Here is a 14,074-nt window from a genome sequence, read left to right as displayed (position 1 = left end):
CGCTTCAGCTCGTGACGCGCCGCCAGGCCCGCGCGAGCCGCTCGACCGCTTCGACGAGCGTCTCGGGGGATCCGGCGTAGATGAGCCGGATCCGGTCCTGGGCGGTGCTGTCCGGCGTGAACTGCGGCCCGGCGCCGATCCGTAGACCCTCGGCGACCGCCGCGGCCGTGAGCGCCTGGGCGGCGGGCCGCCCGATCCCCGTCCAGAGGCAGAGCCCGCCCGGAGGTACGGGGACGTCCCACTGCGGGAACCGGTCGCGCACCAGCCCCACGAGCAGGTCGCGGCGTCGACGCAGCTCGGCCACCCGGGCCGGCAGGATCTCGTCACGGCGTGCCAGGAGCTCGACGACGGTGAGCTGTTCGAGCACGGGTGCGGCGATGTCGAAGGCCTGACGGGTCCGGGCCAGGCGCTGCACGAGCTGCGGGGTCGCGCGCACCCAGCCGATCCGTATCCCGCCCCAGAACGACTTGGACGCCGACCCCACGGACACCAGACGGGAGTTCGTGCCATCGTCGCAGAACGGGCCGGGCACGGTGCCGCCCTCGAGGTCGAGGTCGGTGAGCGTCTCGTCGCCCACCACGGTCACGCCGTAGCGGTGGGTCAGGTGCACGACGGCGTCGCGCTCCGCAGCCGTGAGCGTCCTGCCGGTGGGGTTGTGGAAGTCGGGCACGAGATAGGCGAGCCGAGCTCGCGTGCGGTGCACCGCCGAGGCCAGGGTCTCGACGTCGCCGGCGGGCACGCCGATGACGCGTGCGCCGGCCCGCTGCAGGGCCTCGATGGCGTGGTAGTAGGTGGGGGACTCGACCACCACCGGCTCGGTGCGGCCGACGAGCGTCGTGGCCAGCAAGGCGATGGCTTGCTGGGCACCGGTGGTCACGAGGATCTGGTCCAGCGTGGTCGGCACACCGCGAGCCCTGTACCGGGCCGCGATGGCCTCGCGCAGCACGTCGAGGCCGAGGTGGGCGTAGCCGCCCGTGCTCAGGTAGGCGGGCAGCATCTCCAGGGCGCGCTGGTACGCGCCGTGCAGGGTGTCGGGGGCCGACGGCGTCGCCTGAGACATCTCGATCGGCCCGGTGCCGTCGACGAGCGGGGGCAGCGGGCCGTCCCCGGCCGGCGTCTGGGGTCTGATCGGCAGGCCGGCGGAACCGGGGAGGATCGCCACGGTGCCGGACCCGACCTGGCTGGTGGCGAACCCGAGCTCACGCAGCCGGCCGTACGCGGCGGACGTCGTGGTGCGCGACACCTTGAGCGCCCGGGCCAGCTCCCGCTCGCTGGGCAGCCGGGTCAGGGGCGCGAGCGATCCTGCCAGGACGGCGGAGCGCAGGGCGTCGGCGAGGGCGAGGTAGACCGGACCGGTGGTGTGCCACGCGCCCAGCAGCCTCGACGCGGCCTGGGCGGAGAGGCTCCGGACGGCCGTGGTGGTCGGTGTGGCCAGGCTCATACGGCCACTCTTCTCCGATTGGCTATGGAATGCAAGGCCAATGGCGGCGATCATGAACGTCATGATCGACACCTCGAGCACCACCGCTGCGCCCGCCGTGCCCTCGATCGCGGCGACCGCGCCGGCTCGTGCGCTCGGGCCGCTCCGCCGAGGTGCGCAGCTGGTGCTGGGGCTGGTCGCCTTCGCCTTCTCGATGGCGATGCTCCTGCACGCCGGGCAGGGCGGCATGCCGTGGGACGTGCTGCACCAGGGCGTCGTCCGCACCACGGGGTGGTCGTTCGGTGCCGTGGTCGCGCTGACGTCGGTGCTCGTCCTGGCAGCGTGGGTGCCGCTGCGTCAGCGTCCCGGTGTCGGGACCGTCGCGAACATCGTCATCATCGCCGTGGCGATCGAGCCCAGCCTGTTCCTGCTCGAGGCCGTCTGGCCGCAGCCCGAGATGTTCGGGCAGGTGGTCCTCGCGCTCGGGGGGATCGTCCTCAACGGTGTCGCGACCGCCGCCTACGTCGGCGTCCGCCTGGGCCCGGGTCCGCGTGACGGCCTGATGACCGGGCTGGTCGAGCGCACCGGGTGGTCCGTCCGGTCGATCAAGACCGGCATCGAGGTGGCGGTCGTCGCGGTCGGCTGGCTGCTCGGTGGCACGGTCGGCTGGGCCACGGTCGGGTTCGCGCTGGGGGTCGGTCTCGTGGTGCAGGCCGCGGCGCGATGGCGGTGGCTCGTCCCCGACGGTCTCGCGGCGCGGTCGCGTCCGGTCCGCCCGACGGCTCGGCGGGTGCCGTCCGTGCCGCCGTCGGACCCTGCGGTGCGTCTGCGCCGTCGGGCCGACCAGATAGGCCGTGCGCTGGACACGCTCGGCGAGGGCGCGCGCACGTCCTGACGCGGCCTCCCGACGCCGCGAGCGTCCCTGTCCGTCCCGTATCAGCCGCTGATACGGGACGCACGGAGACGCTCGCGGAACGAGGAGGTGACGCGCGTCAGGCGACGCGCGCCTTCGGCATCCCCTCGAGGGTCTTGGCCGGGTCGCGCTCGACGACGTCGCCCAGGACGTCGTCGATCTTCGCCATGAGCTCGGCCGGGATCTCGACGCCGGAGGCCTTGACGTTCTCCGCGACCTGCTCGGGACGCGAGGCGCCCACGAGTGCCGCGGCGACGTTGTCGTTCTGCAGCACCCAGGCGACGGCGAGCTGTGCCATCGACAGGTCGAGCTCGTCGGCCACGGACCTCAGGCCCTGGACGCGCTCGAGGACGTCGTCACGCATGAACCGCTGGATCATCTTCGCGCCGCCCTTCTCGTCGGTGGCGCGAGACCCGGCGGGCAGCTCCTGGCCCGGCACGTACTTGCCGGAGAGGACGCCCTGGGCCATCGGCGACCACACGATCTGGGACAGGCCCTTCTCCTGGGAGGCGGGGACGACCTCGTCCTCGATCACCCGCCACAGCATCGAGTACTGCGGCTGGGAGGAGATCAGCTGGAAGCCGAGGTCCTTCGCGAGCTCGGCGCCCGCGCGGATCTGGTCGGCCGTCCACTCGGAGACGCCGATGTAGAGCGCCTTGCCCTGGCGGACGATGTCGGCGAATGCCTGCATCGTCTCCTCGAGCGGCGTCTCGACGTCGTACCGGTGCGCCTGGTACAGGTCGACGTAGTCGGTGCCGAGCCGTCGCAGCGAGCCGTCGATGGACTCCATGACGTGCTTGCGCGACAGCCCGGTGTCGTTGGGGCCGCCGGGGCCCGTGGGCCAGTAGACCTTGGTGAAGATCTCGAGCGACTCGCGACGCTGGCCCTTCAGCGCCTCCCCGAGGACGGACTCCGCCTTGGTGTTCGCGTAGACGTCCGCGGTGTCGAACGAGGTGATCCCGGCGTCGAGAGCAGCGTGCACGCACTGCGTGGCGACGTCGTTCTCCACCTGGGAGCCGTGGGTGAGCCAGTTGCCGTAGGTGATCTCGGTGATCTTGAGACCGCTGTGTCCGAGGTACCGATAGTTGACCATGCCGTCAGCCTACGCCGGAGGATCGGATCGATTCGGCCCTGGTGTCGGACCCGTTCGGCACGACACCCGGAGGTCCTACTCCGGCCAGACGCCGTGCTTCTTGTGCATCGGCTTGGGCAGACGGGACCGTCGGAGCTGGAAGGCGCGCATCACCGCGTACATCATCGTTCCGCGCGGCACGTCGTACGTCTTCGTGCCGTCGGCGCCCACCGTGCCGAACTTGTCCCGCAGCCTGCGCTTGAGGCGCTGCCACATGATGACGGCGTCGATCAGGGTGATGAACACGACCGCGTACAGGCCGAGGAGGACGAGTGCGCCGAGCGTCGGGCTCTGCATCACCAGCAGGTTGAGGAAGATGAAGAGGAACGCGACGGGCAGGAAGAACTCGCCGAGGTTCCACCGCGCGTCGACGTGGTCGCGGATGTAGCGGCGGACGGGGCCCTTGTCCCGGACCGGCATGTACCGCTCGTCGCCGGTCTGCATCGCCTTGTACTCGCGGTTGCGCTCCTCGCGCATCTTGTCCTTGTTCACCTTGCGCGCGGCCTTGCGGTCGTTCGGGACCAGGGGGCGCTGGTTCTTCGCCGCAGCCTCGCGGCGCTTGGGGGTCGGTCGGCCCTTGCCCGCTCGTGTGATCGCGGGGTCCTCGGTGGACGGGCTGTCGGCCGAGCCGGTGGCAGCGGAGTCGGCGGTGTCAGGCTTGCGGAAGATCACGGGTCCAGGGTAGTCGAGCGGGAGGCCCTGCCGAGACGCCCCGGTAGCGTGGAGCCGTGAACCACACCGAGAGGGACGTGGCCGCCCTGCGCGCCCGCGTCGACGAGCTGTTCCCTGCCCTCCAGGCGGACCTGGAGACCCTGGTCCGGATCCCGAGCGTCTCCGCGGCCGCCTTCGACCAGACGCACGTCGAGACGAGCGCCGGCACCGTGGCCGACCTGCTGCGCGGGGTCGGCCTGCCCGACGTGCGCGTGCTGCGGTCGGCGCGGCCCGACGGCACGGCCGGTGCCCCCGCCGTCGTGGCCCGCCGCCCGGCCCGCGAGGGTGAACCGACCGTCCTGCTGTACGCGCACCACGACGTCCAGCCGCCCGGCGACGCACTGGCCTGGGAGACCGACCCGTTCGAGCCGACGCAGGTCGGCGAGCGTCTGTTCGGTCGTGGCGCGGCCGACGACAAGGCCGGCCTCATGGCTCACGTGGGAGCGTTACGGACGCTGGCCGCGGCCGGCGACGAGCTCGGTGTGGGCGTGACCGTGTTCGTGGAGGGCGAGGAGGAGGCCGGCTCGCCGAGCTTCGCGCAGTTCCTCGCCGACCACCACGAGCTGCTCGCCGCCGACGTGATCGTCGTGGCGGACTCGACGAACTGGAAGGTCGGCGTCCCGGCCCTGACGACGTCGCTGCGCGGCCTGGTCGACGGCGTCGTCTCCGTCGAGGTGCTGGAGCACGCCGTGCACTCCGGGATGTTCGGCGGACCGGTGCTGGACGCGAACGTCCTGCTCGCGCGGCTCGTCGCCACGCTGCACGACGATGCGGGGAACGTGGCGGTCGCCGGGCTCACCAGCGCCGGCGAACCGGAGGTCGACTACGCCGAGGCGGACTTCCGCGGCGACGCCTCGGTGCTCGACGGCGTCCGGCTGGCGGGCACGGGAACCATCGCGGGACGTCTGTGGACCAAGCCGGCGATCGCGGTCATCGGCATCGACGCCACCTCGGTGGCGCACGCCTCGAACACCCTCGCTCCGCGCTCCGCGGCGAAGATCTCGGTGCGGATCCCGCCGGGCCTCGAGCCGAAGGTGGCCGAGGAGGCGCTGCGCGCGCACCTCGAGGCGCACGCTCCGTTCGGCGCCAGGGTCACCTGGACGCCGGGTGAGCAGGGCAAGGCCTTCGGGGCACCGGCGGACTCGCCCGCCATGCGGGCCGCGCGCACCGCGTTCGCGGCGGCGTGGGGCACCGAGCCCGTCGACATCGGCGTCGGGGGCTCGATCCCGTTCATCGCGGACCTGCTCGAGGCGTTCCCGCAGGCCGCCGTGCTGGTCACCGGTGTGGAGGACCCGGACTCGCGGGCGCACGGCGCCAACGAGTCGGTGCACCTCGGCGAGCTGCGCCACGTCGTCCTCGCCGAGGCCCTGCTGCTGCGCCAGCTCGCGGGCGCCCGGGCATGACCGGCTCGCCGGGTTCGACGACGCGGCCGCCGGTCCGAGGCTGAACCGGTCTGGTCAGGCCCGGTCGGTCTCGCGGTGCGCCACATCGACCGACCGGGCCCACGCGGCGACGTCCTGCGGCAGCGCGGGGCTCTCGACCGGCGTCCCGCCGAGCAGGGCGGCGACGTCGGCCGGCGCGACGCGCGACCCGTCCTTCCCCAGGAAGCGCCCGGCCACCCAGCCCCGGGCCGCGAACGTGTCGCGGCAGGTGAAGACCTGCTCGATGTACACCACCCGGGCGTCCCAGCCGAGGACGCGCGTGCTGATCTCGACGCGGTCGAAGAGCTGCAGCGAACGCTTGTAGGTCATCGTCGAGGCCGCGACGACGGGGTACCAGCCCTTGCCCTTCAGCGGGGCGAAACCGCCCAGGTCCGCGATGAGGTTCGAGCGGGCCACGTCCATCATCTGCAGGTACGAGCCGTTGTTGACGTGGAGGTACATGTCCAGGTCGCCGGGGTGCACGCGCAGCACGGTGGTGGACGCCTCGAGCAGCCCGCGCCCGGGAACAGGCCGGCGGGGGAGCAGGGAGGCCCTGGCGAGCTGGATCATCCTCGTCATGGGCGCCACGATATGTCAGCGACGCGCGGTATCAGGTATCGGCGCTGGCGGACCGTGCCCGACGGCGTCACACCGGCGGCAGGAGGTCGTACTGCAGTGCACGGCGCACCTCCGCCGCGGCGCCCTCGGACTCCAGCCGGGCCACGAGGTGCAGCGCCATGTCGATACCGGCGGACACCCCTGCCGAGGTGACCACGTCGCCGTCGTCCACGAACCTGGCCTCGGTGTCGACGAGGATGCTCGGGTCGATCCGCGTCAGCTCGTCGTAGTGGTCCCGGTGCGTGGTCGCGGGGCGCCCGGCGAGCAGGCCGGCAGCGGCCAGGACGTGCGCCCCCGTGCAGACGCTGGCGACGACGGGGGTCTGGGCCCGGACGGCGCGCAACCACTCCAGGTGCGCACCGTCCTCGAGCAGGCGATGGGTGCCCCACCCGCCGGGGTGGACCAGCACGTGCAGAGGACCCACGTCGTCCGCGGACCGGTTGGGAAGCATCCGCAGCCCACCCGCGAGCCGCACCCCGTCGCCGTTGCACGAGAACGTGCTGACGTGCGGCTTCAGGTCCGAGTGCCCGGACCAGGTGGTGAAGACCTCGAACGGTCCGACCACGTCCAGCTCGTCCGCCTCGTCGAACACGAGGACTCCGACGTTCAGCCCGCCGTCGGTGCTCATCGCACGGTCATCGCCTTCCGTCCGTCTCAGAGGCCGGGCAGCGCCAGCATCTGGTCGAGGGCCACCTGGGCCCAGTGCGCGTCGTCGGCGTCCACGACGATGCGGTTGACCACGCGACCCTCGACGAGCGACTCCATCGCCCAGACGAGGTGCGGCAGGTCGATGCGGTTCATGGTCGAGCAGAAGCAGACCGTCGAGTCGAGGTAGTGCACCTGCTTGTCCGGGTGCGCGGCGGCGACCCGGCGCACCAGGTTGAGCTCGGTGCCGATCGCCCACGACGAGCCCGGCTCGGCGTTCTCGAGAGTCTTGATGATGAACTCGGTCGAGCCGACCATGTCCGCGGCGTTGACGACCTCGTGCTTGCACTCCGGGTGGACCAGCACGTTGACGTCCGGCACCGCGGCCCGGATGTCGGCGACGTTGCGCTCCGAGAACCGGCCGTGCACCGAGCAGTGGCCGCGCCACAGGATCATCCGGGCGTCGCGCAGCTCCGCGGCGGTCAGGCCGCCACCGGGCTTGCGCGGGTCGAAGACGACGCAGTCGTCGAGGCTCATGCCGAGCTGGAGCACCGCCGTGTTGCGGCCCAGGTGCTGGTCGGGCATGAACAGGACCTTGCCGGTCCCGTCGACGCCCCCGACCTTGTCGAAGGCCCAGCGCAGCGCCACCTGGGCGTTCGAGGAGGTGCACACGGTGCCCCCGTGCCGCCCCGTGAACGCCTTGATGGCGGCGGTGGAGTTCATGTAGGTGACGGGGATCGTGTCGGCCGCGACGCCGGCGTCCTCCAGCACGGCCCACGCCTCCTCGACCTGCGAGATCTCCGCCATGTCCGCCATCGAGCAGCCGGCCGCCATGTCGGGCAGCACGACCTGCTGGGTGTCCGCCGTGAGGATGTCCGCGGACTCCGCCATGAAGTGCACGCCGCAGAAGATGACGAACTCCGCCTCCGGTCGCGCCGCGGCGGACCGTGCGAGCTTGAACGAGTCGCCCGTCACGTCCGCGAAGTCGATGACCTCGTCGCGCTGGTAGTGGTGACCGAGCACGAAGGCGCGGTCACCGAGCGCCGCCCGCGCCGCGCGCGCTCGCTCGACCAGGTCCGGGTCCGACGGCGAGGGGAGGGCGCCGGTACACTCGACGCCGCGTTCGGACGCCAGGTCGCGCCCCTGCCCGAGCAGGAGCAGCGGGGACGATGCCGGCTCGACGAAGGATGACGTCTCGTTCAGCAGAGTGCTCACGCGCCCCATCTTCCCACGACGCGCGAATGTGTCACGATCGGCTCCGTGCACGCGCTCATCGTCGCCGCGTCCGGCGGCACTGATCCTGACGACCCCGCCGCCGGTGCCGCGGCGCTCGCGGCCGCCTGGTCCGCCGCCGCGCCCCGCTGCGCCGTCGAGCCCTTGGTCCTGCCGACGGCCGAGCCGCCGCCTCCAGGTCGGCCGGGGGAGTCGCCCGAGCCGCCCGGGGTGTTCGTGCCGACGACGGCGCTCGGGCTGTCGAGCGTCGGGCCGCCGCGCGTGGCCCCGGAGGTCGCGCTGCTCGCGGAGCGCACGGCCGGGGCGGATCTCGTCGTGGTGCACGTGCGGGTGCTCGACGGCGCGGCGCTGCACGCGGGTCCCGCGGCGGACGCCGCGCGTGCGGCGGCACCGTACGCCGTGCCCGTCGTGGTGCTCGCGGGCCGCTCCGAGGTGTCCCGCCGCGAGCTGTCGGCCGCCGGGGTCGTGGGTGTCCACGAGGTGGGCGAGCCGTGGGACGTCGCCGCGGTGGGACGCGCGGCTCGCACCTGGGCGCCGTCCTGGGGCACGCTGTGAGATGAGTCCTCGACCCGACGAGATTCCGGCGTAGGATCGGGAACAGCCGACCCGGCCAACCTGTTGGAGGAAGCATGACCGACACCACCGAGATCGCCACGCACGGCGTCGAGCTCTCCGAGGTCGCCGCGAACAAGGTCCGCACCCTCCTCGAGCAGGAGGGCCGTGACGACCTGCGTCTGCGCGTCGCTGTCCAGCCCGGCGGCTGTTCCGGCCTCATCTACCAGCTCTACTTCGACGAGCGCCTGCTCGACGGGGACGCGCTGCGCGACTACGACGGCGTCGAGGTCGTCGTGGACCGCATGAGCGTCCCGTACCTCGACGGCGCGAAGATCGACTTCGCCGACACCATCGAGAAGCAGGGCTTCACGATCGACAACCCCAACGCCGGCGAGTCCTGCGCCTGCGGCGGCTCCTTCGGCTGAGCCGGAGGTGCAGCGCAGGGTGAGGGCCGAGGAACGAGGCGCTCGCCCGGAGCGGAACCGCCGGCTCAGCCGAAATGACTCGGTCTGAGCCAGAGCGGAACCGCAGGCTCAGCCGAGACGACTCGGTCTGAGCCGGAGGCAGAGTCAGTCCCCGAGGCGGACGGTCAGGGCCCACCAGGGTCCACCGTCCGCCTCGTGCGTGCGTGCCCCCGTGACGGCGTGGCCCCGCAGGCGGGCCCAGGCGGGAACGTCGTGCTGCGCGGCCGGATCGGTGGCCAGGACGGTCACCTCGGTGCCGGGCGGCAGCTCCTTCGAACGCTCGGCCAGCCGGATCACCGGGAGCGGGCAGCGCAGCCCTCGAGCGTCCACCACGTGGCCGTCGTACGCCTCGTCCGTGCTCACAGCCCCTGGACCCCCAGCATCTCCCGCACCGTGGCCACGGCCTCCGGCAGGACGTCGAGGAACCGGTCGACCTCGGCGCGCGTCGTCGAGCGGTCGAGGGCGATCCGCACGTTGCCGTGCGTGAGCACGCCCATCGCCGCGAGGACGTGGGAGGGCTCGAGCGTGCTGGCGGTGCAGGCCGACCCGGACCCGACGGCGAACCCTGCGCGGTCCAGCTCGGTCACCAGCGCCTCGCCGTCCACGTACAGGAACGAGAACGTCACCACGTGCGGGAGCCGCTCCGACGGGTCGCCCACCACCTCCACGTCCGGGATGAGTGCCACCCGTGCGCGGATCTCGTCGACCAGGGCGCGACGACGGGCGTCGGCCTGCGCGCGGTCCGCCTCGGCCGCCTGGAGCGCGACGGCGGCCGCGAAGACGGCAGGGACGCTCACGCCCCCGGGCGCCCACGGCTCGGGGTCCTCCGGTCCGGTGGCGACGGTGCGGGTCCGTTGCCGTGCGGCGACGATCCCCACCCCTGCGGGCGCGCCCCAGTCGGCCGGGTCGGCGGCGAGCACGTCCCAGGCCGGACCGACGACCGCGTGGCCCAGGCTGGCACCGGCGTCCACGAGCAGCGGCACCCCGGCCATCCGGGCGGCCTCGTGCACGGCCTCGACCGGCTGGGTCGTGCCGACCTCGCCGTTGGCGTGCTGCAGCGCCGCGAGAGCGACGCCGCCGGCGGAGAGCGCCGTGGCGTAGGCGTCCACGTCCACGCGTCCGGAGGTGTCGACCGGGACGGTCACCCGCCGGCCGTCGGGGGCCAGCACGTGGTCGGCGGCGTGCAGGACCGCGGCCCGCTCCGCCGCACCGACGACGACGTCGCCGCCGTGACGCCGTCGTGCCTGGGCGACCTGTGCGACGGCGGCGTGCAGCGAAGCGGTGTGCGATGGGGTGAACCGGACCTCCTCGGTCCGCGCGCCGAGCACGTCGGCCACGGCCTCGCGGGCGCCGGCCAGCAGGGCCGCCGCGCGACGACCCTCGGTGTGCAGCCGGCGCGGGTCCGCCCACCCGTCGTCGAGCGCCTGGAGAAATGCCGTCCGGGCCAGCGGGTGCCAGGGCGCCCGGCCACCGTTGTCCAGGTGGGTCCGGCCGGTGCCTGCGGTGGGGTGTGTCACACGGAACCCTTCGAAGCGGTGGTGGAACGGTGCGCGGTACGCACGAACCATGATGCCGTGGGCCCGCGGAGGACGGCCAACGTGCTCGCGATCTGACACCGTCGGAGGGGTTGTCGCGAACCGCCCGGATGGCGACGCCGAGGGGCGTGCTCGTCAGGTAGGAACCGGGCGCTTCTGGCGTCGAAAGCGTGAAGGTCACGCTAGGCTGTTCTCATCGAGGACGAAGGTCCTATCCGTGCGCTCTGAGCCAGAGTGCGGCGGTCGGACGAGACGTGAAAGGCCTCCCTTGCACTCGAAGAGCCCCACCCGCACCCGGCGGGCACTGGCGTTGCGTGCGACGGCTCTCGCCGTCGCGGTCGCGACGCTCGCCTCCGGCTGCGCCAGCGACGCCGCCCAGCGTGGATACCTTCCCGGCTACACCGACGGGGAGGTGACCAACCAGACCGGACGGATCACAGAGCTCTGGGTCGGATCCTGGGTCGCCGCCCTCGCCGTCGGTGTCATCACCTGGGGGCTGATGCTGTGGTGCGTCGCCGCCTACCGCAAGCGTCGCGACGACCACCGCCTGCCGGTGCAGACCCGCTACCACATGCCGCTCGAGATCATGTACACGATCGTGCCCACGCTCATGGTCCTCGTGCTGTTCGTCTACACGAACCGCGACATGACCTCCATCGTCGACACCACGTCCGAGCAGCCCGACGTCAGCATCGAGGTCATCGGCAAGCAGTGGAGCTGGGACTTCAACTACCTCGACGACGGCGTGTACGAGTCGGGCCAGCAGCTGCTGGACCCGGGCTCGCAGACCGCGGAGGACGAGATCGACGGTGCGCCCGGCACGTCGCAGGCGCTGCCGACGCTGTACCTGCCCGTCGGCGAGCGCGTCGAGTTCACCGTGGAGTCGCGTGACGTCATCCACTCGTTCTGGATCCCTGCGTTCCTCTTCAAGATGGACATGATCCCGGGGCGGTCGAACAGCTTCCAGGTCGTGCCCGAGCGTGAGGGGACCTACGCCGGCAAGTGCGCCGAGCTCTGCGGAGAGTTCCACTCCGGCATGCTCTTCAACGTCAAGGTCGTGGACCGCGCCGAGTACGACGCACAGATGGCCGAGCTCGAGGCCAAGGGACAGACCGGTGAGCTCGGCCTGGAGCTCAACCGCCAGCAGCACGGCGAGTTCACCGACCAAGACACCACTCCGGAGGTCGAGGGCTGATGGCCACCACAGAGACCGCGTACGGAGCCGAGGTCGTTCCCGGCCTCCGTTCCGAGCGGCAGACCCTGGGCCGTACGGTCGTGAAGTGGATCACCTCCACCGACCACAAGACCATCGGCTACATGTACCTGATCACGTCGTTCTTCTGGTTCACCGTGGGAGGGATCCTCGCGCTGCTCATCCGCGCCGAGCTCTTCCTGCCCGGCATCCAGATCGTGCAGAGCAAGGAGCAGTACAACCAGCTCTTCACGATGCACGGCACGATCATGCTGCTGCTCTTCGCGACACCGCTCTTCGCGGGCTTCGCGAACGTCATCATGCCGCTGCAGATCGGCGCGCCCGACGTGGCGTTCCCGCGCCTGAACATGTTCGCCTACTGGCTGTTCCTGTTCGGCGGGCTCATCGCCGCGGCAGGCTTCTTCACCCCGCAGGGTGCGGCGTCGTTCGGGTGGTTCGCCTACGCGCCGTTGTCGAACACGACGTTCAGTCCGGGGTTGGGAGGGGACCTCTGGGTCTTCGGCCTGGCGTTGGCCGGTTTCGGCACGATCCTCGGTGCCGTCAACTTCATCACGACGGTGATCTGCATGCGCGCGCCGGGCATGACGATGTTCCGGATGCCGATCTTCACCTGGAACACGCTGGTCACCAGCCTGCTGATCCTCATGGCGTTCCCGCCCCTCGCCTCGGCGCTCTTCGCCCTCGGCGCGGACCGGCGGTTCAACTCGCAGATCTTCAACCCCGACAACGGGGGAGCGGTGCTGTGGCAGCACCTGTTCTGGTTCTTCGGGCACCCTGAGGTCTACATCATCGCGCTGCCGTTCTTCGGCATCGTCTCCGAGATCTTCCCGGTGTTCAGCCGCAAGCCGATCTTCGGGTACAAGGGCCTCGTCTACGCGACCATCGCGATCGCCGCGCTCTCGGTGACGGTCTGGGCGCACCACATGTACGTCACGGGTGCCGTGCTGCTGCCGTTCTTCGCCTTCATGACGATGCTCATCGCGGTCCCGACCGGTGTGAAGTTCTTCAACTGGATCGGCACGATGTGGCGCGGGAAGCTGACGTTCGAGACACCCATGCTGTGGTCGATCGGGTTCCTCGTCACGTTCCTCTTCGGTGGCCTGACGGGCATCATCCTGTCGAGCCCTGCGCTGGACTTCCACGTCTCGGACACCTACTTCGTGGTGGCGCACTTCCACTACGTCGTCTTCGGCACCGTCGTGTTCGCCATGTTCGCCGGCTTCTACTTCTGGTGGCCCAAGTTCACCGGCCGGATGCTCAACGAACGGCTCGGCAAGATCCACTTCTGGGTCCTGTTCGTCGGCTTCCACATGACGTTCCTCGTCCAGCACTGGCTCGGGGTCGAGGGGATGGCTCGTCGGTACGCCGACTACATGCCTGACGAAGGCTTCACCTGGGAGAACCAGGTCTCGACGGTCGGTGCGTTCATCCTCGCCGCGTCGACGCTGCCCTTCCTGTGGAACGTCTACGCGTCCTGGCGCAACGCGCCCCGCGTGACCGTCGACGACCCGTGGGGCTACGGCCGCTCGCTCGAGTGGGCGACCTCCTGCCCGCCGCCGCGGCACAACTTCACGTCGCTGCCGCGTATCCGTTCCGAGTCGCCGGCATTCGACCTGCACCACCCTGAGGTCGCGGCCATGGAAGACCCGCACCTCAACCAGAACGGCCTGGAGGCTGTCTACGGTGGGGCGGACAGGACGGGGCAGGCCGAGCACGTCGAGCACCTCTCGATGCAGGAGTATCCCGAGAAGAGCGAGTCGGCCACGGCCGTCGACGACCCTGAGGACGAGGAGAAGAACAAGTGAAGATCGAGATTCGGCTCTTCATCTGGCTGGCCCCCTTCTTCGTCGTCGTCGGTGTGCTCTACGGCTTCTTCGGCGGCTGGAGCGAACCGGTGGGGTATCTCGGTCTTCCCCTCATCGGTGGGCTGATGGCGATGGTCGGCGCGTACCTGGCGCTGCAGGCCCGGCACATCGACCCGCGTCCCGAGGACGACGAGCAAGGCGAGATCGATCAGGGCTCCGGCGACCAGGGCGTCTACGCGCCGTGGTCGTGGTGGCCGCTGGTGCTCGCCGGCGGTGCCGCTGTGGCATTCCTCGGGCTCGCCGTCGGCTGGTGGGTCTTCTACATCAGCCTGATCCTGGGTCTGGTCGGCCTCGTCGGCTGGGTCTTCGAGTTCAGCCGGGGGCAGCACGCCCACTGAGTCGTTCCGCG

Annotated in this window: 15 protein-coding genes; 7 read left to right on the top strand and 8 right to left on the bottom strand. The window is 71.2% G+C overall.

Annotated features, from left to right (window positions below; all coding sequences use genetic code 11):
• Window positions 1-4: 4 nt before the first annotated feature.
• On the bottom strand, window positions 5-1,441 hold the full coding sequence (gene yczR, locus ACWAT2_RS02190; protein WP_402371472.1) for a MocR-like transcription factor YczR: 1,437 nt from the start codon (window positions 1,439-1,441) through the stop codon (window positions 5-7).
• 61 nt (window positions 1,442-1,502) lie between these two features.
• On the opposite strand from yczR, the gene yczE reads away from it, so the two are divergent.
• A complete protein-coding gene (gene yczE, locus ACWAT2_RS02185) occupies window positions 1,503-2,315 on the top strand; it encodes a membrane protein YczE (protein ID WP_402371473.1) in 813 nt (270 codons plus the stop codon).
• A 97-nt stretch (window positions 2,316-2,412) separates the two neighbouring features.
• On the opposite strand, the gene ACWAT2_RS02180 is transcribed toward yczE, so the two are convergent.
• Together ACWAT2_RS02180 and ACWAT2_RS02175 are read right to left on the bottom strand one after the other, a co-directional pair.
• A complete protein-coding gene (locus ACWAT2_RS02180; protein WP_402371474.1) occupies window positions 2,413-3,426 on the bottom strand; it encodes an aldo/keto reductase family protein in 1,014 nt (337 codons plus the stop codon).
• Between the two features lie 75 nt (window positions 3,427-3,501).
• Window positions 3,502-4,137, bottom strand: coding sequence for a DUF3043 domain-containing protein (locus ACWAT2_RS02175; protein ID WP_402371476.1), 636 nt, complete (start codon window positions 4,135-4,137; stop codon window positions 3,502-3,504).
• Between the two features lie 56 nt (window positions 4,138-4,193).
• On the opposite strand from ACWAT2_RS02175, the gene ACWAT2_RS02170 reads away from it, so the two are divergent.
• Entirely contained in the window at window positions 4,194-5,579 is a 1,386-nt protein-coding gene (locus ACWAT2_RS02170; RefSeq protein ID WP_402371477.1) for a dipeptidase, read from the top strand.
• A gap of 54 nt (window positions 5,580-5,633) precedes the next feature.
• Here ACWAT2_RS02170 and ACWAT2_RS02165 read toward each other — a convergent pair whose 3' ends face one another.
• From ACWAT2_RS02165 to nadA, 3 genes are all read right to left on the bottom strand, one after another.
• Window positions 5,634-6,176 (bottom strand): acyl-CoA thioesterase, encoded by a 543-nt coding sequence (locus ACWAT2_RS02165; protein WP_402371479.1) that lies wholly within the window; start codon window positions 6,174-6,176, stop codon window positions 5,634-5,636.
• Window positions 6,177-6,243: 67 nt separating this feature from the next.
• Window positions 6,244-6,843: a DJ-1/PfpI family protein gene (locus ACWAT2_RS02160; protein ID WP_402371480.1), complete on the bottom strand. Its 600-nt coding sequence runs from the start codon at window positions 6,841-6,843 to the stop codon at window positions 6,244-6,246.
• Window positions 6,844-6,869: 26 nt separating this feature from the next.
• Window positions 6,870-8,084: a quinolinate synthase NadA gene (gene nadA, locus ACWAT2_RS02155; RefSeq protein WP_402371482.1), complete on the bottom strand. Its 1,215-nt coding sequence runs from the start codon at window positions 8,082-8,084 to the stop codon at window positions 6,870-6,872.
• A gap of 36 nt (window positions 8,085-8,120) precedes the next feature.
• On the opposite strand from nadA, the gene ACWAT2_RS02150 reads away from it, so the two are divergent.
• Both ACWAT2_RS02150 and ACWAT2_RS02145 read left to right on the top strand, forming a co-directional pair.
• Complete coding sequence (locus tag ACWAT2_RS02150) at window positions 8,121-8,648, top strand: hypothetical protein (protein WP_402371483.1); 528 nt, start codon at window positions 8,121-8,123, stop codon at window positions 8,646-8,648.
• Between the two features lie 74 nt (window positions 8,649-8,722).
• Window positions 8,723-9,073 carry a HesB/IscA family protein gene (locus tag ACWAT2_RS02145; protein ID WP_106269538.1) on the top strand — a complete coding sequence of 117 codons (351 nt, stop codon included), beginning with the start codon at window positions 8,723-8,725 and terminating at the stop codon, window positions 9,071-9,073.
• Window positions 9,074-9,217: 144 nt separating this feature from the next.
• Here the strand turns inward: ACWAT2_RS02145 and ACWAT2_RS02140 are convergent, their stop codons facing one another.
• Together ACWAT2_RS02140 and ACWAT2_RS02135 are read right to left on the bottom strand one after the other, a co-directional pair.
• Window positions 9,218-9,475 (bottom strand): sulfurtransferase TusA family protein, encoded by a 258-nt coding sequence (locus tag ACWAT2_RS02140; protein WP_402371485.1) that lies wholly within the window; start codon window positions 9,473-9,475, stop codon window positions 9,218-9,220.
• Window positions 9,472-10,629, bottom strand: a complete 1,158-nt coding sequence (locus ACWAT2_RS02135) for a cysteine desulfurase family protein (RefSeq protein WP_402371487.1) — start codon at window positions 10,627-10,629, stop codon at window positions 9,472-9,474. The genes ACWAT2_RS02140 and ACWAT2_RS02135 overlap by 4 nt, the downstream gene beginning before the upstream one ends.
• Before the next feature lie 286 nt (window positions 10,630-10,915).
• Here ACWAT2_RS02135 and ctaC point away from each other — a divergent pair, with 286 nt between their 5' ends.
• Genes ctaC through ACWAT2_RS02120 form a run of 3 tightly spaced genes read left to right on the top strand, consistent with a single transcriptional unit; the run spans window position 10,916 to window position 14,063 of the window.
• Window positions 10,916-11,842 carry an aa3-type cytochrome oxidase subunit II gene (ctaC, locus tag ACWAT2_RS02130; protein WP_402371488.1) on the top strand — a complete coding sequence of 309 codons (927 nt, stop codon included), beginning with the start codon at window positions 10,916-10,918 and terminating at the stop codon, window positions 11,840-11,842.
• Entirely contained in the window at window positions 11,842-13,665 is a 1,824-nt protein-coding gene (gene ctaD / locus ACWAT2_RS02125) for an aa3-type cytochrome oxidase subunit I (protein WP_402371490.1), read from the top strand. Before ctaC ends, ctaD begins: the two co-directional genes overlap by 1 nt.
• On the top strand, window positions 13,662-14,063 hold the full coding sequence (locus tag ACWAT2_RS02120) for a cytochrome c oxidase subunit 4 (protein ID WP_402371491.1): 402 nt from the start codon (window positions 13,662-13,664) through the stop codon (window positions 14,061-14,063). The genes ctaD and ACWAT2_RS02120 overlap by 4 nt, the downstream gene beginning before the upstream one ends.
• The last annotated feature ends 11 nt before the right edge of the window (window positions 14,064-14,074 follow it).

The sequence above is a fragment of the Isoptericola sp. GX10416 genome (assembly GCF_056590155.1).
The sequence above is the reverse complement of the archived record's forward strand: the minus strand, read 5'-3'. Positions and strand labels throughout refer to the sequence as shown.

Excerpts from the sequence above, each read along its gene's own strand:
- yczR (WP_402371472.1), bottom strand. The coding sequence starts at position 1,441 with ATGAGCCTGGCCACACCGACCACCACGGCCGTCCGGAGCCTCTCCGCC.
- nadA (WP_402371482.1), bottom strand. The coding sequence starts at position 8,084 with ATGGGGCGCGTGAGCACTCTGCTGAACGAGACGTCATCCTTCGTCGAG.
- yczE (WP_402371473.1), top strand. The coding sequence starts at position 1,503 with ATGATCGACACCTCGAGCACCACCGCTGCGCCCGCCGTGCCCTCGATC.
- ACWAT2_RS02180 (WP_402371474.1), bottom strand. The coding sequence starts at position 3,426 with ATGGTCAACTATCGGTACCTCGGACACAGCGGTCTCAAGATCACCGAG.
- ACWAT2_RS02145 (WP_106269538.1), top strand. The coding sequence starts at position 8,723 with ATGACCGACACCACCGAGATCGCCACGCACGGCGTCGAGCTCTCCGAG.
- ctaD (WP_402371490.1), top strand. The coding sequence starts at position 11,842 with ATGGCCACCACAGAGACCGCGTACGGAGCCGAGGTCGTTCCCGGCCTC.
- ACWAT2_RS02165 (WP_402371479.1), bottom strand. The coding sequence starts at position 6,176 with ATGACGAGGATGATCCAGCTCGCCAGGGCCTCCCTGCTCCCCCGCCGG.
- ACWAT2_RS02160 (WP_402371480.1), bottom strand. The coding sequence starts at position 6,843 with ATGAGCACCGACGGCGGGCTGAACGTCGGAGTCCTCGTGTTCGACGAG.